Annotated in this window: 27 protein-coding genes; 13 read left to right on the top strand and 14 right to left on the bottom strand. The window is 29.1% G+C overall.

Annotated elements, in window-relative coordinates; translation table 11 throughout:
- Positions 1-34 precede the first annotated feature (34 nt).
- Entirely contained in the window at positions 35-493 is a 459-nt protein-coding gene (locus L2Z92_RS16060) for a hypothetical protein (RefSeq protein ID WP_236455499.1), read from the bottom strand.
- 142 nt (positions 494-635) lie between these two features.
- On the opposite strand from L2Z92_RS16060, the gene L2Z92_RS16055 reads away from it, so the two are divergent.
- A complete protein-coding gene (locus tag L2Z92_RS16055) occupies positions 636-887 on the top strand; it encodes a hypothetical protein (protein ID WP_236455498.1) in 252 nt (83 codons plus the stop codon).
- Positions 888-946: 59 nt separating this feature from the next.
- Here L2Z92_RS16055 and L2Z92_RS16050 read toward each other — a convergent pair whose 3' ends face one another.
- The 9 genes from L2Z92_RS16050 to L2Z92_RS16010 form a co-directional block, all read right to left on the bottom strand.
- Positions 947-1,987 carry an o-succinylbenzoate synthase gene (locus L2Z92_RS16050; RefSeq protein WP_236455497.1) on the bottom strand — a complete coding sequence of 347 codons (1,041 nt, stop codon included), beginning with the start codon at positions 1,985-1,987 and terminating at the stop codon, positions 947-949.
- A 171-nt stretch (positions 1,988-2,158) separates the two neighbouring features.
- Entirely contained in the window at positions 2,159-2,770 is a 612-nt protein-coding gene (locus L2Z92_RS16045) for an FMN-binding negative transcriptional regulator (protein WP_236455496.1), read from the bottom strand.
- Between the two features lie 38 nt (positions 2,771-2,808).
- Entirely contained in the window at positions 2,809-3,486 is a 678-nt protein-coding gene (locus tag L2Z92_RS16040; RefSeq protein WP_236455495.1) for a metal-dependent hydrolase, read from the bottom strand.
- 32 nt (positions 3,487-3,518) lie between these two features.
- Positions 3,519-4,409 carry a 1,4-dihydroxy-2-naphthoate octaprenyltransferase gene (gene menA / locus L2Z92_RS16035; protein ID WP_236455493.1) on the bottom strand — a complete coding sequence of 297 codons (891 nt, stop codon included), beginning with the start codon at positions 4,407-4,409 and terminating at the stop codon, positions 3,519-3,521.
- 7 nt (positions 4,410-4,416) lie between these two features.
- Positions 4,417-4,806, bottom strand: a complete 390-nt coding sequence (locus tag L2Z92_RS16030; RefSeq protein WP_236455490.1) for a hypothetical protein — start codon at positions 4,804-4,806, stop codon at positions 4,417-4,419.
- 18 nt (positions 4,807-4,824) lie between these two features.
- Complete coding sequence (locus L2Z92_RS16025) at positions 4,825-6,321, bottom strand: PH domain-containing protein (protein ID WP_236455489.1); 1,497 nt, start codon at positions 6,319-6,321, stop codon at positions 4,825-4,827.
- Positions 6,311-6,925: a PH domain-containing protein gene (locus tag L2Z92_RS16020; protein ID WP_236455486.1), complete on the bottom strand. Its 615-nt coding sequence runs from the start codon at positions 6,923-6,925 to the stop codon at positions 6,311-6,313. The genes L2Z92_RS16025 and L2Z92_RS16020 overlap by 11 nt, the downstream gene beginning before the upstream one ends.
- A gap of 27 nt (positions 6,926-6,952) precedes the next feature.
- The gene (locus L2Z92_RS16015; RefSeq protein ID WP_236455484.1) at positions 6,953-7,474 is read right to left on the bottom strand and encodes a L,D-transpeptidase family protein; all 522 of its coding nucleotides are present in this window, start codon (positions 7,472-7,474) and stop codon (positions 6,953-6,955) included.
- A gap of 55 nt (positions 7,475-7,529) precedes the next feature.
- Entirely contained in the window at positions 7,530-8,369 is an 840-nt protein-coding gene (locus tag L2Z92_RS16010; protein WP_236455482.1) for a 1,4-dihydroxy-2-naphthoyl-CoA synthase, read from the bottom strand.
- A gap of 183 nt (positions 8,370-8,552) precedes the next feature.
- Here L2Z92_RS16010 and L2Z92_RS16005 point away from each other — a divergent pair, with 183 nt between their 5' ends.
- The 6 genes from L2Z92_RS16005 to L2Z92_RS15980 all read left to right on the top strand — a co-directional run bounded on the left by L2Z92_RS16005 (position 8,553) and on the right by L2Z92_RS15980 (position 16,652).
- Entirely contained in the window at positions 8,553-9,671 is a 1,119-nt protein-coding gene (locus L2Z92_RS16005) for a C1 family peptidase (protein WP_236455480.1), read from the top strand.
- Positions 9,672-9,686: 15 nt separating this feature from the next.
- Positions 9,687-11,990, top strand: a complete 2,304-nt coding sequence (locus L2Z92_RS16000) for a GH92 family glycosyl hydrolase (RefSeq protein ID WP_236455478.1) — start codon at positions 9,687-9,689, stop codon at positions 11,988-11,990.
- Positions 11,991-11,996: 6 nt separating this feature from the next.
- On the top strand, positions 11,997-12,443 hold the full coding sequence (locus L2Z92_RS15995; RefSeq protein WP_236455475.1) for a PH domain-containing protein: 447 nt from the start codon (positions 11,997-11,999) through the stop codon (positions 12,441-12,443).
- Positions 12,433-13,605 (top strand): serine hydrolase domain-containing protein, encoded by a 1,173-nt coding sequence (locus L2Z92_RS15990; RefSeq protein ID WP_236455473.1) that lies wholly within the window; start codon positions 12,433-12,435, stop codon positions 13,603-13,605. Before L2Z92_RS15995 ends, L2Z92_RS15990 begins: the two co-directional genes overlap by 11 nt.
- Positions 13,606-13,678: 73 nt before the next feature.
- Positions 13,679-14,917, top strand: coding sequence for a porin family protein (locus L2Z92_RS15985; RefSeq protein WP_236455471.1), 1,239 nt, complete (start codon positions 13,679-13,681; stop codon positions 14,915-14,917).
- Positions 14,918-15,212: 295 nt separating this feature from the next.
- A complete protein-coding gene (locus L2Z92_RS15980) occupies positions 15,213-16,652 on the top strand; it encodes a tail fiber domain-containing protein (protein ID WP_236455469.1) in 1,440 nt (479 codons plus the stop codon).
- A gap of 269 nt (positions 16,653-16,921) precedes the next feature.
- Here the strand turns inward: L2Z92_RS15980 and L2Z92_RS15975 are convergent, their stop codons facing one another.
- Positions 16,922-17,758, bottom strand: a complete 837-nt coding sequence (locus tag L2Z92_RS15975; protein ID WP_236455468.1) for a CvfB family protein — start codon at positions 17,756-17,758, stop codon at positions 16,922-16,924.
- Between the two features lie 106 nt (positions 17,759-17,864).
- Here L2Z92_RS15975 and prmA point away from each other — a divergent pair, with 106 nt between their 5' ends.
- Together prmA and L2Z92_RS15965 are read left to right on the top strand one after the other, a co-directional pair.
- Positions 17,865-18,704, top strand: a complete 840-nt coding sequence (prmA, locus tag L2Z92_RS15970; RefSeq protein WP_236455467.1) for a 50S ribosomal protein L11 methyltransferase — start codon at positions 17,865-17,867, stop codon at positions 18,702-18,704.
- A 31-nt stretch (positions 18,705-18,735) separates the two neighbouring features.
- Positions 18,736-19,011, top strand: a complete 276-nt coding sequence (locus tag L2Z92_RS15965) for an ATP-dependent Clp protease adaptor ClpS (protein WP_236455466.1) — start codon at positions 18,736-18,738, stop codon at positions 19,009-19,011.
- Positions 19,012-19,057: 46 nt separating this feature from the next.
- Here L2Z92_RS15965 and L2Z92_RS15960 read toward each other — a convergent pair whose 3' ends face one another.
- The 3 genes from L2Z92_RS15960 to L2Z92_RS15950 all read right to left on the bottom strand — a co-directional run bounded on the left by L2Z92_RS15960 (position 19,058) and on the right by L2Z92_RS15950 (position 20,630).
- A complete protein-coding gene (locus tag L2Z92_RS15960; protein ID WP_236455465.1) occupies positions 19,058-19,477 on the bottom strand; it encodes a lipocalin-like domain-containing protein in 420 nt (139 codons plus the stop codon).
- Positions 19,478-19,652: 175 nt separating this feature from the next.
- Positions 19,653-20,066: a DUF6691 family protein gene (locus L2Z92_RS15955; protein WP_236455464.1), complete on the bottom strand. Its 414-nt coding sequence runs from the start codon at positions 20,064-20,066 to the stop codon at positions 19,653-19,655.
- Between the two features lie 6 nt (positions 20,067-20,072).
- Positions 20,073-20,630: a YeeE/YedE family protein gene (locus L2Z92_RS15950; RefSeq protein ID WP_236455463.1), complete on the bottom strand. Its 558-nt coding sequence runs from the start codon at positions 20,628-20,630 to the stop codon at positions 20,073-20,075.
- Between the two features lie 89 nt (positions 20,631-20,719).
- Here L2Z92_RS15950 and L2Z92_RS15945 point away from each other — a divergent pair, with 89 nt between their 5' ends.
- The 4 genes from L2Z92_RS15945 (at position 20,720) to L2Z92_RS15930 (ending at position 23,443) form a co-directional block, all read left to right on the top strand.
- A complete protein-coding gene (locus tag L2Z92_RS15945; protein WP_236455462.1) occupies positions 20,720-21,202 on the top strand; it encodes a DUF4199 domain-containing protein in 483 nt (160 codons plus the stop codon).
- A 2-nt stretch (positions 21,203-21,204) separates the two neighbouring features.
- Positions 21,205-21,657: a 2-dehydro-3-deoxyphosphooctonate aldolase gene (locus L2Z92_RS15940; protein WP_236455460.1), complete on the top strand. Its 453-nt coding sequence runs from the start codon at positions 21,205-21,207 to the stop codon at positions 21,655-21,657.
- Between the two features lie 99 nt (positions 21,658-21,756).
- Positions 21,757-22,575 (top strand): 3-deoxy-8-phosphooctulonate synthase, encoded by an 819-nt coding sequence (gene kdsA, locus L2Z92_RS15935; RefSeq protein ID WP_236455458.1) that lies wholly within the window; start codon positions 21,757-21,759, stop codon positions 22,573-22,575.
- A gap of 19 nt (positions 22,576-22,594) precedes the next feature.
- Complete coding sequence (locus tag L2Z92_RS15930; protein WP_236455456.1) at positions 22,595-23,443, top strand: hypothetical protein; 849 nt, start codon at positions 22,595-22,597, stop codon at positions 23,441-23,443.
- Positions 23,444-23,461 lie beyond the last annotated feature (18 nt).

The following is a 23,461-nucleotide window of genomic DNA, read 5'->3' as shown; positions in this document are numbered from 1 at the left end:
TTCTTGTCTGAGTTGCAAAAGTACGCTTTAAAAATTAATCTTTAAAATGTATCACAACCCATAATTCGTTTGTTTTGCTATTGAAAACAACAACATTATTATTATCACTTCTATGGTTTGAAACAAAATGAGAGTGCTCTAAATTAGCTTCGATTGTATTAATTTTATCTAAAAGAATAGAGTCTTTACCTATATTTAGCTGAGAGATAGTTTGAAATTTTTCGAATTCATTCTTCAAAATGTAATCAGTTTTATCTAATTCTTTAAGTTTAAAATAAGCATACTTAAGATTAAAGTCCTCATCATAATTACAATCTGATGTTATGATTTCTGGGATATCTATACCTGTATTAATCTCAATATTATCGATATTGGCAAACTCACAATTTCTTTCTTTTCTTATTGTATTTACAAAAGATAGTAGTATCAAAAACAATATACCTAAAACAGCAATTGATAAAAACACCATGAGTCTTTTAATTCTTTTATCCATAACAAACACTTTTTTATATAACACCAACAAATCGTTTTTAGTATCTATTAAAATGGTAATTCTATAAAAATCATTAAAAATTGCATAAGATTATAAGAACAAAACGGTCATAAATTGCACTTATAAATTTAAATATAATATCATGAAAAAAGTAACCGTAATTATTGCCACTTTAGTTATCTTGGCAAGTGCAAGTTGTAAAGAACAGAAAGAAGAACCAACTGTAATTGAAAAAACAGAAACAGTCATAATCGAAAAAGATTTAGAGCCTAAAAAAGAAGATGGAACTTCATTAAATATTAGTAGTGATGGGATTGAATTTTCAACAAAAAAAGGAGAAAATGAAACTGAAGTTGAGATAAAAGACAACAAAGCTAAAGTAAAATCTGAATAAAAAAATAGTATAAACTATTACAATGCGAAATAAAAATAGCCAACAATTGTTGGCTATTTTTATTTTAACATATCTATATTCCAAGCCTTTTCAGGGAGGTACAAAATACGTCCTTTTTGAACCTCTAATGGGCAATCAAAATTATTTGTATACAAACCTCCTGTACCTAATCCTTGAGGTAAATTATTATTCAATGTAAAGGTAAATTGAGTGATTGCATTGAGCCCAATATTACTTTCTAAAGCAGAGGTTATCCACCATTTTATATTTAACTTTTCAGCTATGGAAATCCACTCTAAAGTTCCTTTAAATCCACCTATTAAACTTGGCTTTAAAATGATGTATTGTGGCATAATTTTTTGTAATAATTGTTCTTTCTTTTCTTTTTCAACCACTCCAATTAACTCTTCATCTAATGCAATTGGAAAAGGAGCTGTTTTACACAACACTGACATCGTGTCAGTATTACCTTTTTTTATAGGCTGCTCAATACTATGTAATTCGTAACCAGATAATTGATCCAATTTACTTAAAGCTTCATTTAAACCGAAAGCACCATTAGCATCTACACGAATTTCTATTGTTTTAGCATCGAAATTTTGACGTATAAAGTGTAATAAACCTAGTTCTTTTTCAAAATCTATAGCTCCAATCTTTAATTTTATACAACGAAATCCTTGTGCTAATTTTTCTTCAATTTGCTCCTTCATAAACTGCTCTTCACCCATCCAAACCAATCCATTAATTTCCATACTTTTTTCTCCTAAAGAAAACGCTGAAGGAAACAATTCAAATGGTGTTTTTGAGGCTAATGAAAGGAAAGCCATTTCAACTCCAAACTGTAATGATGGAAACTCTAAAAGTGCGTTCCAAAGTGCGTCTTTTCCGAGTTGAATATTATCACAAACCCATTGTAGTTTTTCTTCATAATCGGGTCTATCATCAATAGAAAGCGTTCTCAAAATTCCACACTCTCCTATTCCTGTTTTGCTATCCTTTTCTAGAATTAAAAACCAGGTTTCTTTCTCTGTCAAAACACCTCTTGAAGTTCCGCTTGGACGTTTAAAATTGAGTACGTATTTTTTATAAGTAGCTTTCATATGTGTTGAGTTTTATTTGTCATAGGTCACATATATTATCGTTTTTATTCATTTGAGTTTGTTTGCAGTTAATAGCGATTTCATATGTTTAAAATTTATTTTTTAGCGGTAACATATGTATGGCTTTTTAATCAGATGTCTTTATTGTACTTTCTACTAAAATTGTAAGCTTCACTTTTTAGTTTTTTCCATTTCGTTAACAATACCCATCGAATTAGAATCACCCTTCTTTTTTAATTCACTTGTTATGCTGTGATAATCTATTTCTCTATTTTGAGAAAGTTTGTAGGCAGCTTGTATTTCGTGAATTTTAATTGAAAAACCAACAATTCCGTTTACCTGCTTTAGTGTTGTACTTGACATTTTTTCAACTGACATTGGATTTTCTGAATTCTTCTCATATTTATCAACCAATTTCTTTAAAGATTCGAGCAGTTCATCTCCTTCAATTATTTTAACTTTTCCATAAACGTGAACTGCAATATAGTTCCAAGTGGGAGCATCTTCTTTTTGATACCAAGATGATGAAATATAACTATGAGGTCCGTTAAAAATGGCTAAAATTTCTTCTTCGCCTTTTAAGTATTTTGATTGTGGATTAGCTTTTGCAATATGTCCTACCAAAACGCTTTCTCCATTTTCATCTGTATCCAATTGCATTGGGATATGAGTTCCAGCTATTTTTCCATCAACTTGACTAATTAGAATTCCAAAGCTATTTTCATTCAAAAAACCCTTAACTTCTTCTATGTTCTCGTTTTTATAATTATTTGGTATGAACATTCCAATTTGTTTTAATTAAACACAACGATTTTCTTTTTCTACAATTCTATTGATTCACCAATTTCTAACAACATTAAATCTTTGTCTTTATTGAAAAATTTACGTTTTGCTTCTTCATGATTAATTTCAATATAGCCAAAAGTATCATAGTGACAGCCTAAAACTTTATCGCATTCTATAAAATCAGACGCAATGATTGCATCTTCTACGTCCATTGTAAAATTACTTCCAATTGGTAAAACTGCTAAGTCTAATTTGGTTCGTAATGGAATTAACTTCATATCCATTGTTAGTGCTGTGTCTCCCGCTATGTAGATATTCTTTCTTTCGCTTTCAATAATAAATCCGCCAGGTTGCCCTCCATAACTTCCATCTGGAAAAGAAGAACTATGAATTGCATTTACATATTTTACCATTCCAAACTCAAAATCCCAACTACCACCATGATTCATTGGATGGCTTTGAAAACCTTTGTTACCGTAATGCGTTGCAATTTCATAATTAGAAACAATCACAGCATCAGTTCGTTTAGCAATAGCTTCTACATCGAGTATATGATCTTGATGCGCATGCGTTAGCAGTATAAAATCGGCTTTTAAGGCATTTATATCAATATGAGATGCTTTTGGGTTTCCTGTTATAAAAGGATCAACTAGAATACTTATATCTTCAATTTGAATTCCTAAACAGGCGTGTCCGTAAAATGTTATTTTCATTTTTTTTGTAATTAGTTGTTAGTAAATAATAATTAACTTAGAAAAACTAAAGTTAACCAAAAGAGTAAACTCAACGCAAATGTGCCTAAAGCAACTTTTTTTAGTTCTGGATCAAAATCTTTATAGTCTGTCGCCTTATGAACTGTTCCTATATGTTTTATGAAAAGTACACTCACAATCAATATTGGGAATAGAGATGTTTGTGTCAATCTTGAAAAAACTGTCATTGTCACCAAACCTATAAAAAATAGTGCATAATGGTACTTTTTTGCGTTTTTAAGCCCTAATTTAACCACTAAGGTATTCTTACCCGATTTTTTATCGTTCTCAATGTCACGCATGTTATTTAGGTTTAAAACCGCCATACTCAATACTCCAATTGTTGTTGCTGGTAAGGTTAATTCCCAACTAAACGATTTTGTAAAAAGAAAATGAGTACCAATAACAGCAACTAACCCAAAGAAAACAAATACAAACACATCACCAAAACCACTATATCCATAAGCATTGTTTCCTACTGTATATTTAATTGCAGCAGCAATAGCTAGCAGTCCTAAAAAAATAAATAATACAGAATACACAAAATTTTCTTTTCCAAAAGCGACAAAAATAAGCAACAGCGCTACAATGAAAGTAATGATGGAAGTAATAATAACTGCCTTCTTCATTTGTTGAGCAGATATAACACCTGAACCCACTAAACGCTTCTCTCCTATTCTATTATCGTCTGTTCCTTTAACTCCATCACCATAATCATTAGCAAAATTGGATAGAATTTGTAACCCTAATGTAGTTAACAGCGCTAAAACAACAATTTTCCAATTGGAAAAACCTTGATGATAAGCATAAGCACTTCCTACAATTATTCCTGATATAGATAATGGCAACGTTCGTAATCGTGCCGCTTGAATCCAATGTTTCATTTTAGTATTAATTTTTAAAAGAAAATAGTATTATATACCCCAAAAAGAGGGAAAAAAGTCCACAAATCTTGAGATAGTTTGGTTTTAATTTTTCAGCAGCTCTTTTAGAAAATGCATTATGTTTTTTAATTGGTATACACATTATAACCAAAGCAGAAATAACTAAAAAATAGCCCACTACTTTAAATTGAAGTTCATAGATAGCTATTTTAGATGAGATTATAAAAGCAATTCCTACTAAAAGCCTACAACCTAATTCTAAAAAGTTAATTAAATAAGTACTTCCCGCTTTTCCTATTATTTGTCTGGTTTTTTCTGGTTTAAAAAACATCAAAAAACTTGAAAAGATTAGAAACAATCCAAACAAGACAATACTATATTTTGCTATAACAATCATATTATTTAATATCGTTTATTACATCCAGCTCTTTTTCGAAGTTTCAACTTGATACAGCCAATAATTAACCAATTCTTTCAACTTTGAATAATTTGTAGTGTTAAAACTTATACTTCCACCAGCTGTATACAAAACAACTGAACCAATATTTGTTCTTTTTTGCCAAAAAAACTGAGAGATTTTTATTCCTTGAATTTTATAGGGCTCAATGATTTCATGATTTACATCCCAAGCTCCACTCCATTTTACAATGAAATTATTGGAATGATATAGTTTATAATTTTTATAAGAAAACCAAATTAGGCAACCTACAAATAGTGTGTAAGTTGAAATTAGAAGAATAACTTGAAAAACATCAAATCGATTTACTAACTGATTAAAAACAATAGCTATTGTTATTGGTAATACAAGAAAAAAGAATGCATTTATAATTAATTTCCTGATATTTGGTAATAATGATTGTTCCTGTGTTGGTATTTCGTTAAGTAAGAGTTCTAAAATCTTAGATTTTTCTAAATCTGTACATCCTGGAATTTTTGTTTTATCTTTCTTTTTTGCATCTTGCCCATTACTCGATGCTTGTTTTATTTCTATAGTATTTACATCGAGTTTCTTCTGGAAATAGTTTTGCGTCCATTTTACAATTTGTACCTTGTTTGGGTTAATAATTGTATTTTTAAGATTGATTAGACCATATGAAAGCACAAATGTGTTATTGTCTCTTTTTATTATGAAATTAAAATATTTAACAACTGTAGTTATTAAGTTAATTAGTAAAACCAAGACTATTATTAAAGTGAGGGCTACTAAAAAAACGGTTACTATTGGAAATCGTTCTAACTTATCTACATTCTCATTAATCAAATTCTCTTGACCTATTTGTCTTAAATTCTCTGAAATGGTTGAATAAACAAGAAATAAATAGGCAAAGCTAGTTACATAGTTGGCTGTAAAACCAATTTTTATTAAGCTTGGCAATCCTATTTTTATAAATGTATTTGTTTTTTCTTCTGTATTTTCTTGGCTATTCTTTTCTGTTGAATTTTTAGCGTTATCAACGAGTCTCTCTTTAAGATCTAAAGCCATTTCTTGAGAAATTGCATTAATAGACGCTTCTTTTTTATCACTACCTGCTGTGTCTATTTCTAATTTATGTACACTAAAAATTCGTTGAATTAGACTTTGATTAATATCTACTTTCTGAATTTTATGCAATTGAATGGTTGTTTTGGTTTTATTTAAAATTCCACTTTCGATAACAAATTCATTCAATTGAGCATCTATATAAAATTTAAAAAACCAATATTTCAAAAATGCTATAATAGCTATTAAAATTATAAAAGCTACAATTCCTAAATAAATATAATTGGCATCGTATTTCTCTTTCTTAAAGAGGAAAACAACCAACATTGGCCAAAGCGCTCGAATGGATTTTTGCAAAGTATTTACAAAAAGAACAACAACACCTATTAGTGATTGTCGTTGTGCTACAGTAAAATCGAACTTAGTTTTCATTATTTTCTTCGACTATAGTGTTTCCTTTTTCTTTAATGTGATTTTCATCAATACGATTTTCTTCCTCTACATTTTCAAGTTCATTAACACTATCATTAATTTTTAAAGAAATGCTGTTTTTAATTTTTTGAGCCTCTTCTAACAATAACCCCGGAATTTCTAAATCGCTACTACCTCCTCCAGCAGTAAAAAGTTCTATTGCAGCCAATCCAAACATTCTAGAAAAAAAACCTTGATGTAATGCTACATGTTGTACTCTATTATTTGGTATTACTACTGTTTTTTCATTTATTAATCCCGATTTATAGATAACATCATGTTCTCGAAATGCATAACCTCTTTTTTTGAAACTTAAATGATTAAAAACAATAACAAAAGAAAAAAAGAGTGTTAAACTTATTCCTAAAATCATCCAAACTCTATTAGAAAAAACTTCTTCATCAAGATAAGATAATGTAAAAAAGCCTAAAAATAGGATTCCAAAAACAATACAAATATTAATTAAAATAATTTTAAAGTATTTTGAGTGCAAAGCGTGTAATTTTACTTCTTCAAATTTTGGTAATGATGAAATATCTATTGTTTCGTTTGTAAAATTATTCATACTTTTATGTTGTTTTATTTAATTTAGTTAAGGTAAAACTTCAATTTTTGTTCCAAGATCAACAGCTTCATACAATTCATCCATTTCATAATCAGTAACAGCAATACAACCTAAAGTCCAATCGAACCATCTATGAAATTTATTTATAATTCCTGTTTTATTTCTTAATCCATGAATTTTAACATCTCCTCCAACTGGTTTCCCCAACTTTTTAGCTTCCTCAATATCCTTTTTATTTGGATAAGAAATACCTAAATTTTTATGATAACCACTGTTTGGATTCTTATCATTAATATAATAAATACCCTCAGGAGTTTTCTTATCACCTTCAAATTCTTTATCTCCAATAGGGTTTCCACCTAATGAAATAGTGTAGGTTTTCAAAAGTTCACCTTTTGAATAAACCGACAACTCTCTCTTTGATTTGTGAAGAATAATTGAATCTATTTTTACATTATTTGGAAGCACTGTCTCTGGATAAAAATAATACGAAATCAATCCAATAAATAAAATTAGAAAAATCCATTTCAAAACTTTATTTTTTCTCATTCATAATTTTTAAATTGTTCAAACAAATTCTTACGTAAAAATTCTCCTTAACCTGTTATGGCAAATATTTCTTTTCAAAATTAGGCTTGCGTTTTTCTAAGAAAGCATCTCTACCTTCTTTAGCTTCATCTGTCATATAAGCCAAACGTGTTGCTTCACCCGCAAAAACTTGTTGACCAACCATTCCGTCATCGGTTAAATTCATTGCGAATTTTAACATTTTTATAGATGTTGGCGATTTTTCCAATATTTCTTGTGCCCATTCAAAAGCTGTGTCTTCTAATTCTGCATGAGGAATAACTGCGTTAACCATTCCCATTTCGAATGCATCTTGCGCTGAATAATTTCTCCCTAAAAAGAAAATTTCACGCGCTTTCTTTTGTCCCACCATTTTTGCTAAATAAGCCGAACCATAACCACCATCAAAACTAGTTACATCTGCATCCGTTTGTTTAAAAATGGCATGTTCTTTACTCGCTAATGTTAAATCGCAAACCACATGAAGTGAATGACCACCACCAACAGCCCAACCTGGAACAACGCAAATTACAGCTTTTGGCATAAAACGAATCATACGTTGTACTTCTAAAATATTCAAACGATGATAACCATCTTCACCAACATATCCTTGATGTCCTCTTGCTTTTTGATCGCCACCACTACAAAAAGACCAAATTCCGTCTTTTGACGAAGGTCCTTCCGCAGAAAGCAACACTACTCCTATTGAAGTATCTTCCTGTGCATCATAAAAAGCTTCAATCAATTCTTTAGTTGTGTGAGGACGGAAAGCATTACGAACATCTGGACGATTGAAGGCTATTCTTGCAACACCATCACATTTTTTATAAGTAATATCTTCAAACTCTTTTACCGTTTTCCATTTTATTGTACTCATATAATTTATTTGATTTTTATTTTTCAACTATTAAAATTCATTCCTATATATAGATCACTAAAATAACAAAACATTAATGTTTAACAATAAAACCTAATTTTGTTATTGCTGAGGTAAATATAAAATTTCAGTAAAAATAATTCATTTTTTGCATTATATTGCATCTTTAAAAAATTTACTCACATGAAAAAAATATATTTAGGTTTACTATTAACTTCTGGAATTTTCTCAATCAATGCTCAAAAATATGAATTTCAATCGGTTATAGAGCTAGAAGCTACTCCTGTAATTTCTCAAGGAAGAACTGGAACTTGTTGGAGTTTTTCAACTTCATCTTTTCTAGAATCTGAAATTACGCGTTTAACTGGTAAAAAAGTAGATTTATCAGAGATGTATCAAGTTAGAAATACCTATCCTAAAAAAGCAGAAAACTATGTAATGAGACAAGGTAAAGCGCAATTTAGCGAAGGTGGTTTATCTCATGATGTACTAAATAGTGTCGCAAATTATGGTTTGGTACCTGTTTCTGTTTATACTGGTTTAACTGAAGAAGAAAAATCACACAATCATGCAGAAATGGTAGCTGTGTTAGAAGCAATGGTGAAAACCTATGTTCAAAATCCTGGAAAAAAGCTGTCTCCAAAATGGAAAGTAGCCATTAATGCTATATTAGATGCTTATTTGGGAGAGAATCCTAAAGATTTTGAATATGAAGGAGAAAAATTTACGCCAAAAAGTTTCATGGAAAAAATGAAAATTAAAGCGGAAGATTATGTTACAATAACATCCTTCACTCATCAAGAAAATTATAAGCCATTCATTTTAAATATTCCAGATAATTTTTCTAATGGAAGTTTATATAATTTGCCTTTAGATGAATTTGTTTCAAATATTGATAATGCATTAGCAAAAGGTTTTTCTTTAGCGTTAGACTGTGATGTTTCTGAAGCTACTTTTTCGGCAAAAAATGGTGTTGCTTTTATACCGCAAATTGATGAAGATGCAGAAAAAGGATTAACAGAATTAATTACTGAAATGAATATTTCTCCTGAATACCGTCAATCGGAATTTGAAAATTTTACAACTACAGATGACCATTTAATGCATATTGTTGGAACTGTAAAAGATCAAAAAGGAAATACATACTATAAAGTAAAAAACTCTTGGGGTACCGATGAAAAAAGAGTTGCTAATGGAGGTTATATCTATATGAGTGTTCCTTATTTAAAATTAAAAGCCATTTCTGTTTTAGTTCATAAAGATGGATTAGAGAAGAAAACAAAAAAAGCTTTCAAATTATAATTCAATACTACAAAAATGAATAAAGTAAATTTCACCTACTTTTTATTCTTTATAACTTTATCTATATTTTGTCAAACCAAAGATTTTACTCAGTTTGTAAATCCTTTGGTTGGGACAAAAAATATGGGACATACTTTCCCCGGTGCAACAACACCGTTTGGAATGGTACAATTAAGCCCAGAAACAAACCTACAAGTAATGTTTACTGAAGATGGGAAATACAATCCAGACACTTATAAATATTGTGCAGGTTATCAATATGATGACACTACTATTTTTGGTTTTAGTCATACTCATTTAAGTGGTACAGGTCATTCCGATTTAGGCGATTTTTTAGTAATGCCAACAACTGGAACATTAAATTTAGAACCTGGTGAAGCAAAACAACCTAAGAGTGGTTATCATTCGCAGTTTTCTCATAAAAATGAAAAAGCATCTGCTGGTTATTATAGTGTACTTTTAGATGATTATAACATTCAGGCAGAACTAACAGCAACAGACAGGGTTGGTTTTCATCAATATGCGTTTCCAAAAACAGATGAAGCTCATATTATTTTAGATTTGGTTGCCAATATTTATTTACATGATGACAAAAACACTTGGACATTTATTCGAGTTGAAAACGATTCATTAATTACTGGTTACAAACAAACTAACGGTTGGGCAAGAACTAAATTTGTTTATTTTGCAATGCAATTTTCAAAACCATTTACTAGTTATGGTCATAAAAAATATGACAAATCAAAATACAATGGTTTTTATCGAAAATTTGACGAAGAGCATAACTTTCCTGAAATGGCTGGAAAAAATATAAGAGCTTATTTCAATTTTAATACTTCAGAAAACGAAAAAATTAAAATCAAATTTGCACTATCATCTGTTAGTACAGAAGGTGCTTTATTAAACCTAAATACTGAATTACCACATTGGGACTTTGAGAAAGTTAAAAACGAAACAAAAGAAAAATGGAATAAAGAACTTTCTAAAATTGATGTTGAAACTGAAACTTTAGAACAGAAAGAATCGTTTTACACTGCTATGTATCATAGTATGCTAAGCCCTATCATTTATGAAGATGTAGATGGCAAATACAGAGGTTTGGACCAAAACATTCATACTTCTAATGGTTTTGTGAATCATACCGTTTTTTCGCTTTGGGATACCTATAGAGCTTTACACCCTCTATATAACATTATTCAACCCAAAAGAAACAACGACATGATTAAATCCATGTTAGCGCATCATGATCAAAGTGTACACAAAATGCTACCAATTTGGAGTCATTATGCAAATGAAAACTGGTGTATGGTAGGTTATCATGCTGTTTCTGTTATTGCAGATGCAGTAGCAAAAAATACAACAGATGTAGATTTGAATTATGCTTTAAAAGCTGCTTCAAATACTGCTACAGTACCTTACTTTGACGGGTTAGGTTATTATATGAATTTAGGATATGTTCCTGAAGATAAAAGTTCTTCTTCAGTATCTAAGACCCTGGAATATGCTTATAATGACTGGTGCATTGCTCAAATTGCACAAAAAGCCAATAATACCGATGCTTATTCTACTTTTCTAAAACGTTCTAAAAATTATTTGAATGTATATGACCAATCTATTGGATATATGCGTCCAAAACTTGCAGATGGCAACTGGAGAAAAGAATTTGATCCATTGAACACACATGGACAAGGTTTTATTGAAGGAAATGCATGGAATTATGGTTTATATGTGCCACATGAAGTAGATAAAATGATTGCAATGATGGGGGGAAAAGATTCTTTTTCTAAACATTTAGACAAAATCTTTACAACACCTATTGAAGACAAATATATTGAACACAACGAAGATATTACAAGAGATGGTATCATTGGCAATTATGTACATGGTAATGAGCCTGGGCATCATATTCCATATTTGTATAACTTTACCAATGAACCTTGGAAAACACAATCAAGAGTACGCATGATTGTTGATACAATGTACAGCAATAAAGAAGACGGATTGTGTGGTAATGATGATGCAGGGCAAATGAGTGCATGGTATATCTTTAGTACATTAGGTTTCTATCCTGTTAATCCAGGTTCTACAAAATATTCAATTGGAAGTCCATCTATTCAATCTGCAATTATCTTATTAGAAAATGGAAAAAAATTCACAATAAAAACAGTAAATCAAAGTTCTAAAAATGTTTACCTTTCTAAAATAAAATTGAATGGAAAAAGTATATCAACTTTAACAATTGATCATGATGATATTGAAAACGGAAGTGAGCTTATTTTCTACATGGGTGCAAAACCAAATAAAAAATTAACTGAATAAACTATTTTGCAATATAGATCTTCAATAAGTATTTTTAATAAAGTTATATTATATGCAATTATTATTTTGCTTATTGGAGTAATTATATCCTCTACTAACTTCAAAGATACTATAGCTGTTATAATTTCGTTTATAATTAATGGCTCATGTATCGGCTTACTTTTCTGGATTTTAATAAATACAAAATATACTATTAAAAACTCTCAGATAAATTGTTATTCTGGTCCTTTTAAAAAGACGATTAAGATTGATACAATTAATAGGATAGATTTCCATGATGGGATAATTATTCCAGTTTCATTAAAACTAGCTTTAAATTCTGAAGGCATTATTATTAGATATAATAAATTTGATGATATTTATATTTCTCCTAAGCAAAATAAAAAGTTCATCAATGAGCTTATAGCTATTAACCCAAATATTCAAATTATTAACCCAAAAAATGAATTTTAAGCTTCTTTTCTATTCTCTTTCCTTTTGTACATTAATCGCTTGTCAAAAAGAAAAAAAAACGACTGAAAAAACACACCCAAAAAAAGATAGTCAACAAATAGTATTGCCTAATTTTAACAAACTATCGATAAATTACATAAAAAGTAAAGAAATAGAATCAAAAAATTTTTATACAAAAAATATTAATATTGATGACTTTAGTGGTTCTTTTTTAGTAGCTAAAAATGGTCAAATAGTTTTTGAAGACTATCAAGGTTATACTAACTATGATAGAAAAGAAAAAATATCATCCACTACTCCATTACATTTAGCTTCTGTTAGTAAAGTTTTGACAGCAACTCTAGTTTTAAAACTTATCGATGAAAAGAAACTTAATTTAGGAACTACTTTACAATCCTTATTCCCCCTTTTTCCACATAAAAAAATATCAATAGAAATGTTATTAAATCATAGAAGTGGTTTGCCTAATTATGCTTATTTCTGTGAAAATGACTCAATATGGAAAAAAAACAAAACACTAAAAAATAGTGACATATTAGAGCTTCTTTCTACAAAAAACATAAAATTAGAATCTACACCCAATACCAAATTTAGCTATTGTAATACTAATTATGCGCTTTTAGCACTTGTCATTGAAAAAGTTACTAAACTTAACTACCCTGAAGCTATGAGAAAACTAATATTCGATCCACTAGGAATGAAAAACACATTTGTTTTTGAATTAGAGAAACAAAGAAATAGTGTAAGCAAATCGTATAAAAGTACTTGGGAAGAAATACCTTATGATCATTTAGATGCTATTTATGGTGACAAAAATATCTATTCAACCGCAAAAGATATTTTACAATTTGATTTAGCAACATATTCTAATACGTTTTTAAGTAAAGAAATAAAAGACTTAGCATATAAAGGCTATAGCTACGAACGAAAAGGTGTCAAAAATTACGGATTAGGCATTCGTTTGAATGAATGGGAAGATGGAACTTCATTACTATATCATAATGGTTGGTGGCACGGAAATACATCTGCCTACATAAGCCTAAAGAAAGATACTGTAACCTTAATTTCATTATCAAATAAATATACAAAAAAGCCCTATCAAATTAAAAGGCTATCTGCTTTATTTGGAAATTATCCTTTTGAGTTATATTCTGAAGAATAGTCTTTTTTTTAAAATAATCATAAGATAAATCTGAAAAAAAAGTATATTTTTGCCGAAATTAATTTATTTAAAAATGAAAAAACAAATTTTCTTATTACTAATCGTTTTATTTAGTATAAATTCTTTCTCACAAATACTCTTTGAAAAAGGATATTACATCAACAATGAAGGTAATAAAATTGAAGGTCTAATTAAAAACATTGACTGGCAAAACAATCCTACAAATTTTGAGTTCAAATCTTCTGAATTAGCCCAATCTGAAACTATTAAAATTGAATCTGCTCAAGAATTTGGAACTTATAACTTTAACAAGTACATAAGATATTCAGTAAATATAGATCGTTCAAGCGAATTTATGAATAATATTAGCCAAGAAAAAAATCCAGTTTTTAAAGAGGAAACATTATTTCTTAAAGTATTAATTGAAGGAAATGCAAACTTATTACAATATACCGAAAAAAGTCTAAATAGATATTTTTTTAGTGTTAATAAATCAGACATGACACAACTTGTATATAAAAGTTATGAAAATGAAGATAGAAAAATACTAAAAAATAATGAATATAAACAACAACTATTCAATAGTTTAAAGTGTGATAACATTTCAACTTCAAACCTAATGAATGTTGACTATAACAAAAAAGATTTGATTAAAATATTTAAGAAATATAACACCTGTAGTAACTCTGAAAATCTTACTTATGAAGAGCCAACTGTTAAAAGGGATATTTTTAATTTAACAATTAGACCAGGTATAAATAGTTCATCTATGACACTAGAAAATCGTTATGTAAGCAATTACAATATAGATTTCAAAAATGAATCAAATTTTAGATTTGGAATAGAAGCAGAAATGATTTTACCATTCAATAAAAACAAATGGTCAGTAATCATTGAGCCAACATATCAAACTTTTAAAAGTGAAGGTTTTGTACTTAATGATAGACAAAGGGTAACCGTAAATTATAAATCATTAGAAATCCCTATTGGATTAAGATATTATATGTTTTTAAATGAAAAATCCAAACTTTTTATAAACGGATCTTTTATAATTGACAATAGTGGTAATTCAAATATCTTATATGAAGAACGAAGATATAGTACAGATACCAATTTTGATAATCCAAGGACTATTTTTGACTTAAAAATATCTACTTCGATGAATTTTGGTTTTGGAATTGGTTATAAATATAAAGATAAATATTCATTAGAATGTAGGTACCACACAAATAGAAAAATGCTTGGTGGTCACGAAAACTGGGTTTCAGATTACAAATCAATTACGATCGCTTTAGGATATACAATATTCTAAAAGACAACATAAAATATAATTAATAAAATACGGCTAAATAGCCGTATTTTTTTTTACAACAATATTTAAACTATTATTAACAAAACATAAACTAACACTTTTAATTAAAAACAAACAAAAAACCTAAAACTTTAACAATATATATAGTAAAAATTAAGTATATTTATAAATACAGAACATTATATTTGATTATCAACTTAAACACATATATAGAAAAGAAAGAACCACTAAATTAAACACTCAACTATCAAATCAATTTTAGAAAGAAATAGTATTAATTAAAACTTAACCTACTATGCAAAGAATTAAACGTTTCTTATGGTTCAATTTAGTTGTATTTTCAACAACAATATCTGGTCAAATTGGAATTGGTACAACAACACCAAATGGAGCTTTAGATATAAACTCAAGTACACAAGGTTTAATTGTTCCAAGAGTAGCACTTACAGCATGTAATACAACGAGTCCAATTATCAATCCAAATGGTGGGGCAATTATAGAAGGTACAATTGTTTATAATACTGCCACCGATGGAGTTGTTCCAAATGATGTCGTTCCTGGATTTTATTTTTGGAATGGAGCCTCATGGCTAAAAGTAACCACACAAACAAGTCCAGAAAACCCAAACTGGTCCTTAAGTGGAAATGCCGGAACAAATGCTACAAATAATTTTATTGGTACAATGGATGCAAATGATTTTATTATAAAAACAGATGCAAATGAGCGTTTAAGAATTAACAGTAATGGAAATATAGGAATAGGAACAAGTACACCTAATGCTCCATTACAATTCACAAATACGGTTGCAAACCGAAAAATTTCATTATATGAAACCAATAACAATGACCATCAATTCTATGGTTTTGGAATTAATGGAGCAGCACTACGCTATCAAATTGACGACATCGGTTCTTCTCATATCTTTTTTGCTGGAAATAGCTCAAGCACATCTAATGAATTAATGAGAATCAATGGGAATGGGAAAGTTGCTATTGGTACCTCTTCAGCTACTGCAAAATTAACTACATACGATAATTCTTCTAGTAGTTCCAATATTTTTTCAATTGGAAACAATGCAGGAACATATGATTTTTATGTGGCTAATGATTTTAATAATGCCAATTTTGGTAGTTCTGCTGCCGACTATCCTACAAATGGATACAGTAATGTTCTTGTAATGAACCTTGGAGGTAATGGTCATTTTGTATTTGGAGACAATATTGGTCCTTGGGCAGATGGAATCTATGATAATGGATCTTCTTTTTCAAGATGGAGATATATTTATTCTTCAAATGGAACAATTAATACTTCAGATGCAAGAGTTAAATCAAAAATAGAAGAAGTGCCATACGGCTTACAAACAGTAAAAAAAATGAATCCCGTGATTTATGATAAATATTTAAATTTTGATAAAACAGGTACATCAATAGTAGAAATTGGCTTTCTTGCTCAAGAATTACAACGACTAATTCCAAATGCTGTAATTGGTAATCCTGAAGATAAAAACCCTATGGGAATAAATTATGCAGAAATTATTCCTGTACTTACGAAAGCGATTCAAGAACAGCAAATAATTATTGATGAAGAAGTTGCGAAAAATGAACAGTTAGAAGATGAAATTGAAACATTAAAACAAAAACAAAATTTATTTGAAAAAAAACTACTTGAATTAGAGTCTAAAATGTTAAATCCAGAAAAAAAGGAAAGTACAAAATCTACATTTAAACAATCTTAAAACAAATCTATTTTATACGTTTTCATTATAAAAACAATTGACAAAATATTACATACTATTGCAATCCAATAATAACGGTTATCAGCATCTCTATTAATGATGATATTATAAATATTCAAAATAGGCAAGAATAGAATAAATAACCAAATAATTTGATTAGGGCTAAATGATATTGGGTATAAATTTGAATTAAAGAAACAACAATAGAGCACATAAACAAAAGTGAATGCGCTCAATATTAAGTATATTTTATCTTTTTGAATCATATATTATAGTAAATAAATACCATCTTCTTTAATTTCAATCAGTTTTTGTCTGTATAAATTTCCAACCGCTTTTTTGAATGCTTTTTTACTCATCTTCAATACTGTTTTAATATCTTCTGGATGAGAATTATCATTTAAACCTAGAAAACCTCTATTGGATTTTAATTCATCTAAAATCATTTGCGAAGTAGGTTCAATTGCCTCCACACCTAACTTTCTCAAAGAAACATCGATTTTTCCATCTGGACGTACATTTTTGATATAACCTTTCATTCGAATACCAGGTTTTATCTCCTCAAATACTTCATTCTTATAGGCTAGACCTCTGTGTTTTTCATTAATAATAACATTAATTCCTGCTTCTGTTATATGAGAAACTATAAGATCCACTTCTTCTCCATTTTCAACAGTTATCTCATCATTATTTAAAAACTGCTGTGTTTTACTTGACGCTACCATTCTATCGGTTTTCTCATCCATAAAACAATATATTAAATAACGTTTACCTTCTTCCATTGGTCTTGCTTGTTCTTTAAAAGGTACAAACAAATCTTTTTCCAATCCCCAATTTAAAAAAGCTCCAAACTTATTAATATAATTCACTTTTAAATGAGCAAACTCATTCAGTTTTACATACGGTTTTAGTGTTGTTGCAACAGGTCTTTCCTCTTGATCTAAATATACAAAAACAGTAATATCATCACCAATATAGAACTCTTTTGGCACATATTTATTAGGTAATAAAACATCATGTTCTTCATTTTCTCCATCTCCTAAAAAAAGTCCAACCTTTGTATCTCTTAATATTCTTAATGTATTGTATTGACCTATTGCTAACATAATATCGTATAAATTGAATACAAAGGTAGAAAAATCAAAACAATAATTTGAATTATAAATATTATAACTCTAAAAATAGATTTACCTTTGCAAAAAAAAATACACTATGTCAAATAGCTATATCGGTTATCATTTTATAATAGAACCAGCAGCATTGGGTTCTGAAATATTATTAGCAGAATTAGGAGAAACTGCTTTTGAAAGTTTTGTAGAAAATGAAAATGGTCTTTCTGCTTATATTCAAAAGGAATTTTGGAATGAAAATATATTAGATGACATCTATATTTTAAAAAATGAAGAGTTTACTATAAATTATACTTTTGAAGAAATCGATCAAGTAAATTGGAATGAAGAATGGGAAAAAAACTTCGAGCCGATAGAAGTTGACAATAAATGCTATGTTCGTGCACCATTTCATGAGAAAACAAATACAGAATTTGATATTGTTATTGAACCTAAAATGAGTTTTGGTACTGGTCATCATGAAACAACACACATGATGATTCAACATTTATTAGAAACTGATGTTACAAATAAAAAAACACTAGACATGGGTTGTGGCACTGCAATTCTTGCAATTTTAGCAGAAATGAAAGGGGCTCATCCTATTGACGCTATTGACATTGACAATTGGTGTTACCAAAACTCTGTTGAAAATGCAGAACGTAATAATTGTAAACATATATCTGTTTATGAAGGAGATGTAAGTTTATTAACTTCAGATAAAAAATATGATATTATCATCGCAAACATTAATAGAAATATCCTTTTGAACGACATGCAACAGTATGCAAATTGTTTAAATCAAGATGGAATATTATTATTGAGTGGTTTCTATACAGAAGATATCCCTGTTATCAATGAATCGTGTACCGAAAAAGGATTAACCTACATAAAAAAGTTTGAAAGAAATAATTGGGTTTCTTTGAAATATAAAAAACAATAATTATTTTTGCTTAAATTTTAATTAACTATAAATGAGCACGATAGAAAAAGTACAAGAAGAACTTTTAGTTGAAGAGTTAGTAGGATTAAATAATGAAATTATCCTCTATAATGACGATGTTAATACTTTTGACCATGTTATTGATACATTAGTAAAAGTATGTAATCATGAAGCGCTACAAGCAGAACAATGTGCTTTATTAGTACATTACAAAGGGCAATGTGCTATTAAAACTGGAAGTTATGATGAATTAAAACCTCTTTGCTCCGCTCTTTTAGATGCTGGGTTAAGTGCTGAAATATTATAAAAACAAAAATCCCGATTTAAATCGGGATTTTTTATATCTAAAATTATTACATTTTTTTGTAAACGTAAACAGTTTCAACACCTCCAACAGTTGTCATTAATTTTAATGTAGTAGCATCTAATACTAGAATCTCTCCTTTTTCTTTACCTGCAAAAGGAAAGCTTACTATTAAATTCACACCTTCTCTTTCCCATGTACCTGTATCTACAGAGATATCACAATTCTCATTGCCATAATAATACACATCGTTTACTTTTCCATCATTAAAAAACTCAACATAATCCTTGCCACATCTATCATCATGTTGGTAAACTATTAAAGATTCTTTTTTATTGTTTTTTTTCCCTTCTTGAAAGTACTTCCATTTACCAACTAATGAAATTGATACTTCTTCCTTTTTACCAAATGATGACATGGTGAAACATAACATCAAAGCACAACCAAGTAAAACTGCTATTTTTTTCATAATCAATAGGTTAAATTATTATTTCAATATCAAAAAAACAATAAATAACCGAATTAGTAAAATAAATTTCACTCTAAGGTTGAAGAAAAACGGAATAAAAAATTATCCTCAAAAAAAATATTAATCTCATTTTTAAAACTGTAAAAAATATCAAATTAATAATCATAAAAATAATCTAATGCGGTAATTTATCCTTTAAAACTCCATATAGGTAAGTTCCTAATAAAGCACCTATTAAAACAATAACAACTCCAAGAGCTCCTGTTCCTAGAAGAACAAATATTGGTCCAGGGCAACACCCTACTAATCCCCAACCTAATCCAAATAAAGCACCTCCAAAAACATATCTAAGAAATCCTTTTTCTTTATCTACTATTTGAATTTCTTCACCTGAAAAATCTTTTACCTTAAATCTTTTAATCAACTGAATTCCAATTACTCCTGTACAAATAGCAACCATAATGATTCCAAACATATGAAACGATTGAAATTTAAACATTTCATAGATTCTAAACCATGAAACGGCTTCTGTTTTCGTTAAAACAATACCAAAAACAATACCTAACAATAAAAAACGTAGAAATTTCATATATTATTAAATTATAAAAGGAAGTAAAAGATGAACCATAATTAAACCGCCTATAAAAAAGCCAATTACAGCAATTAAAGAAGGAATTTGTAAATTACTCAATCCAGAAATAGCGTGTCCAGAAGTGCAACCTCCTGCATAACGAGTTCCAAAGCCGACCAATACACCACCAAAAAGTAATATTAAAAATCCTTTAACACTCATCATAGCGTCTAATCCAAATAATTCATTCGGAATTAATTTACCTTTAGGAGCATCAATTTGTAAAACAGCTAAATCTTTGATTGTAGCTTCACTTACATTTACGCCAGTTCCATTATCTAAAAAGGTAACAGCAATAAAACCACCTATAATTGCACCTAAAACAACTATTAAATTCCATCTATGAGCTTTCCAATCGAAATCAAAAAAAGAATTATATTTACCAGCACCCATAATAGAACACATCGTTCTTAAGTTGGATGACATTCCAAATGATTTTCCAAAATAAATAAGTAGTAACATTATTGCACCTATAGCAAAGCCTGAAATTGACCAATGCCAAGTTCCGTAAAGTAATTCCATCAAATTATTTTTTTGCAAAGATAAAAAATCACATGATTTAATTCCAATTATAATAATTTATCTTAATTTTGATTTCAAAATCTGCCAAAATGATAAAGTCGTTTAAAATTGAAATGAAATGGGCTATAATTTATAGTCTAGCGTATATAATTTGGATGTTTGTTGAAAAACAATTAGGATGGCATAATGAAGGTGTGCGCTATCAGCCCATTTACAATTTACTATTCACTCCAATAAGTATATTTCTATATACACTATGTTTAGTAGATAAAAAAAGGAACCATTATAAAGGAGAATCAGATTGGAAACAAGGAATTATCTCTGGAATAGTACTTTCCGTATTAATTACTGTTTTAAACCCAGCTGTATTATATATTACACACAATCATATTTCTCCCGATTTCTTTCAAAATGCCATTGAAGCTGCTGTAGGCAAAAACATTACTTTACAAGAAGCTCAAGCACATTATAATATTAATAATGCAATTTCAAATAGTGTTTTTGAAAAATTATCTTTTGGGGTTGTTATTGCAGCTATAATCAGTTACTTTGTTAAAACTAAGAAAAATTAATTATGAAAATCTTCGCTTTTTTACTATTAAGTATAGTTTTTGTTTCTTGCACAAGTACTAAATCTACAATCAAAAACATCGATAATTCAGCGGTTAAGCCTAAAATAATAAATGAAGCCTTTGAAATTACAGAATATGCAAATGATTCAAAATATGGCTATGATGCTGATTACCCAATCAATTTAGGACCGCTAACTGAAAATTTGGAAGCATTGAATATAAAATACTTTTTCAACAGCTTAGAAGGTGCAGAAGGAGAAAGCATAAATTATAAAAAAACAGACACTTGTTGCCCATTTCCAACGGAAACAAATCTAATGGGAGCAGGAACTTTAGCTATATATGAAGTGATTTTTTCTGGAACCAATAAAAAAGTAAACCTTTACTTTAATATCTTCGAAAAAGGAAAAATTGTTTGTCCTAAAGGATTTACAATTAAGAAAAACAATAAATAGTAAAGAATTAAATTATTCTTAAATGTAACATAAGTAACCTTTTAAACTACGATTTAAAAGGTTTTTATTTTTATCTTTGCATTTCAAAATTATACTATAATGAATTTAGATAATATTCCTCAAATTAAACATACAAAAAGTGGTAATTTTTTCCTTTTATCAGGACCTTGTGCCATAGAAAGTGAAGAAATGGCAATGCGTATTGCTGAAAAAATTGTTACTATTACTGATAAACTAGAAATTCCATACGTATTTAAAGGTTCTTTTAAAAAAGCCAATCGTTCAAGAATTGACAGTTTTACTGGAATTGGTGATGAAAAAGCATTGAAAATTTTAGCAAAAGTTTCTAAAGAATTTGGTGTTCCAACAGTAACTGATATTCATACTAATGAAGATGCTATTATGGCAGCAGAATATGTAGACATTCTTCAAATTCCTGCTTTTTTAGTACGTCAAACTGATTTAGTTATGGCTGCAGCAAACACTGGAAAAACGGTAAATCTTAAAAAAGGACAATTCATGAGTCCAGAAAGTATGAAACATGCAGTTCAAAAAGTAATCGATTGCCAAAACGAAAACGTAATGGTTACAGATAGAGGTACTATGTTTGGCTATCAAGACATGATTGTAGATTATAGAGGTATTCCAACTATGCAACAATATGCTACAACCGTACTAGATGTTACGCATTCACTACAACAACCTAATCAAACTGTAGGTGTTACAGGTGGTCGTCCGGACATGATTGAAACAGTTGCAAAAGCTGGAATTGCTGTAGGTGTAGACGGAATCTTTATAGAAACTCATTTCGATCCTGCTAATGCAAAAAGCGATGGTGCTAACATGTTACATTTAGATTATTTAGAAAACTTAATGACTAAGTTAGTTGCTATTAGAAAAACAATTAACCAATTTTAATATTTTATATATTTTAGTAATGAACAAACAATCATTTTTAATGGTTGTACTAGCTTTTTGTGCTTTTTCACAGTACACCTTTTCGCAAGAAACAGTTGAAACCCCTGAAAAATACACAGCTCACAACAAAGGTAAATTTTATATCTATTGGGGTGGAAACAGAGAAACCTATTCAAAATCGGATATTCGATTTAGAGGTGATGATTATGACTTTACATTATATGATGTTGAAGCACATGATAAACCAAAGGGTTGGCACGTCGATTATGTGAATCCTGCTAGAATGACCATTCCTCAAACTAATTTTAGAATTGGATATTTCATTTCAGATCATTATAATATTTCTATAGGTTTTGATCATATGAAGTATGTAATGTTCAATGATAAAAGAGTTAATTATTCAGGCTACTATCAAAACCCAGGAAGTTATAATGAAAATCCGATAAATAATGAATTGACATTAACTGAGGATTTTTTACTATTTGAACATACCGATGGTTTAAATTATGTCAATACAGAATTTTCTAGAGTTGATGATATTTCAGGTTGGTTTAATCTTCCAAATACGGATAAAGTTCAAATTAACGCTACTGAAGGCTTAGGCGGTGGATTTATTTATCCTAAAACAAATACAACTTTATTAGGAAAAGAACGCTATGACCAATTTCATGTTTCTGGTTATGGTTTATCAGCAAAAATGGGATTAAATTTTACGTTCTATAAATACTTTTTTATTCAAACTGAAGTAAAAGGTGGTTATATAAACATGAATAATATTAGAACAACAAAATACACCGCAGACAGTGCTTCACAAGACTTTTGGTTTTTACAAAGTGTATTTACAATTGGTGGTATTTTTAGACTCTAAAAATTTAAACTATATTAT

The organism is Flavobacterium jumunjinense (assembly GCF_021650975.2).
Taxonomy (GTDB): Bacteria; Bacteroidota; Bacteroidia; order Flavobacteriales; family Flavobacteriaceae; genus Flavobacterium; species Flavobacterium jumunjinense.
The sequence above is the reverse complement of the archived record's forward strand: the minus strand, read 5'-3'. Positions and strand labels throughout refer to the sequence as shown.

Excerpts from the sequence above, each read along its gene's own strand:
- L2Z92_RS16060 (WP_236455499.1), bottom strand. The coding sequence starts at position 493 with ATGGATAAAAGAATTAAAAGACTCATGGTGTTTTTATCAATTGCTGTT.
- L2Z92_RS16055 (WP_236455498.1), top strand. The coding sequence starts at position 636 with ATGAAAAAAGTAACCGTAATTATTGCCACTTTAGTTATCTTGGCAAGT.
- L2Z92_RS16050 (WP_236455497.1), bottom strand. The coding sequence starts at position 1,987 with ATGAAAGCTACTTATAAAAAATACGTACTCAATTTTAAACGTCCAAGC.
- L2Z92_RS16045 (WP_236455496.1), bottom strand. The coding sequence starts at position 2,770 with ATGTTCATACCAAATAATTATAAAAACGAGAACATAGAAGAAGTTAAG.
- L2Z92_RS16040 (WP_236455495.1), bottom strand. The coding sequence starts at position 3,486 with ATGAAAATAACATTTTACGGACACGCCTGTTTAGGAATTCAAATTGAA.
- menA (WP_236455493.1), bottom strand. The coding sequence starts at position 4,409 with ATGAAACATTGGATTCAAGCGGCACGATTACGAACGTTGCCATTATCT.
- L2Z92_RS16030 (WP_236455490.1), bottom strand. The coding sequence starts at position 4,806 with ATGATTGTTATAGCAAAATATAGTATTGTCTTGTTTGGATTGTTTCTA.
- L2Z92_RS16025 (WP_236455489.1), bottom strand. The coding sequence starts at position 6,321 with ATGAAAACTAAGTTCGATTTTACTGTAGCACAACGACAATCACTAATA.
- L2Z92_RS16020 (WP_236455486.1), bottom strand. The coding sequence starts at position 6,925 with ATGAATAATTTTACAAACGAAACAATAGATATTTCATCATTACCAAAA.
- L2Z92_RS16015 (WP_236455484.1), bottom strand. The coding sequence starts at position 7,474 with ATGAGAAAAAATAAAGTTTTGAAATGGATTTTTCTAATTTTATTTATT.
- L2Z92_RS16010 (WP_236455482.1), bottom strand. The coding sequence starts at position 8,369 with ATGAGTACAATAAAATGGAAAACGGTAAAAGAGTTTGAAGATATTACT.
- L2Z92_RS16005 (WP_236455480.1), top strand. The coding sequence starts at position 8,553 with ATGAAAAAAATATATTTAGGTTTACTATTAACTTCTGGAATTTTCTCA.
- L2Z92_RS16000 (WP_236455478.1), top strand. The coding sequence starts at position 9,687 with ATGAATAAAGTAAATTTCACCTACTTTTTATTCTTTATAACTTTATCT.
- L2Z92_RS15990 (WP_236455473.1), top strand. The coding sequence starts at position 12,433 with ATGAATTTTAAGCTTCTTTTCTATTCTCTTTCCTTTTGTACATTAATC.
- L2Z92_RS15985 (WP_236455471.1), top strand. The coding sequence starts at position 13,679 with ATGAAAAAACAAATTTTCTTATTACTAATCGTTTTATTTAGTATAAAT.
- L2Z92_RS15980 (WP_236455469.1), top strand. The coding sequence starts at position 15,213 with ATGCAAAGAATTAAACGTTTCTTATGGTTCAATTTAGTTGTATTTTCA.
- L2Z92_RS15975 (WP_236455468.1), bottom strand. The coding sequence starts at position 17,758 with ATGTTAGCAATAGGTCAATACAATACATTAAGAATATTAAGAGATACA.
- prmA (WP_236455467.1), top strand. The coding sequence starts at position 17,865 with ATGTCAAATAGCTATATCGGTTATCATTTTATAATAGAACCAGCAGCA.
- L2Z92_RS15965 (WP_236455466.1), top strand. The coding sequence starts at position 18,736 with ATGAGCACGATAGAAAAAGTACAAGAAGAACTTTTAGTTGAAGAGTTA.
- L2Z92_RS15960 (WP_236455465.1), bottom strand. The coding sequence starts at position 19,477 with ATGAAAAAAATAGCAGTTTTACTTGGTTGTGCTTTGATGTTATGTTTC.
- L2Z92_RS15955 (WP_236455464.1), bottom strand. The coding sequence starts at position 20,066 with ATGAAATTTCTACGTTTTTTATTGTTAGGTATTGTTTTTGGTATTGTT.
- L2Z92_RS15950 (WP_236455463.1), bottom strand. The coding sequence starts at position 20,630 with ATGGAATTACTTTACGGAACTTGGCATTGGTCAATTTCAGGCTTTGCT.
- L2Z92_RS15945 (WP_236455462.1), top strand. The coding sequence starts at position 20,720 with ATGATAAAGTCGTTTAAAATTGAAATGAAATGGGCTATAATTTATAGT.
- L2Z92_RS15940 (WP_236455460.1), top strand. The coding sequence starts at position 21,205 with ATGAAAATCTTCGCTTTTTTACTATTAAGTATAGTTTTTGTTTCTTGC.
- kdsA (WP_236455458.1), top strand. The coding sequence starts at position 21,757 with ATGAATTTAGATAATATTCCTCAAATTAAACATACAAAAAGTGGTAAT.
- L2Z92_RS15930 (WP_236455456.1), top strand. The coding sequence starts at position 22,595 with ATGAACAAACAATCATTTTTAATGGTTGTACTAGCTTTTTGTGCTTTT.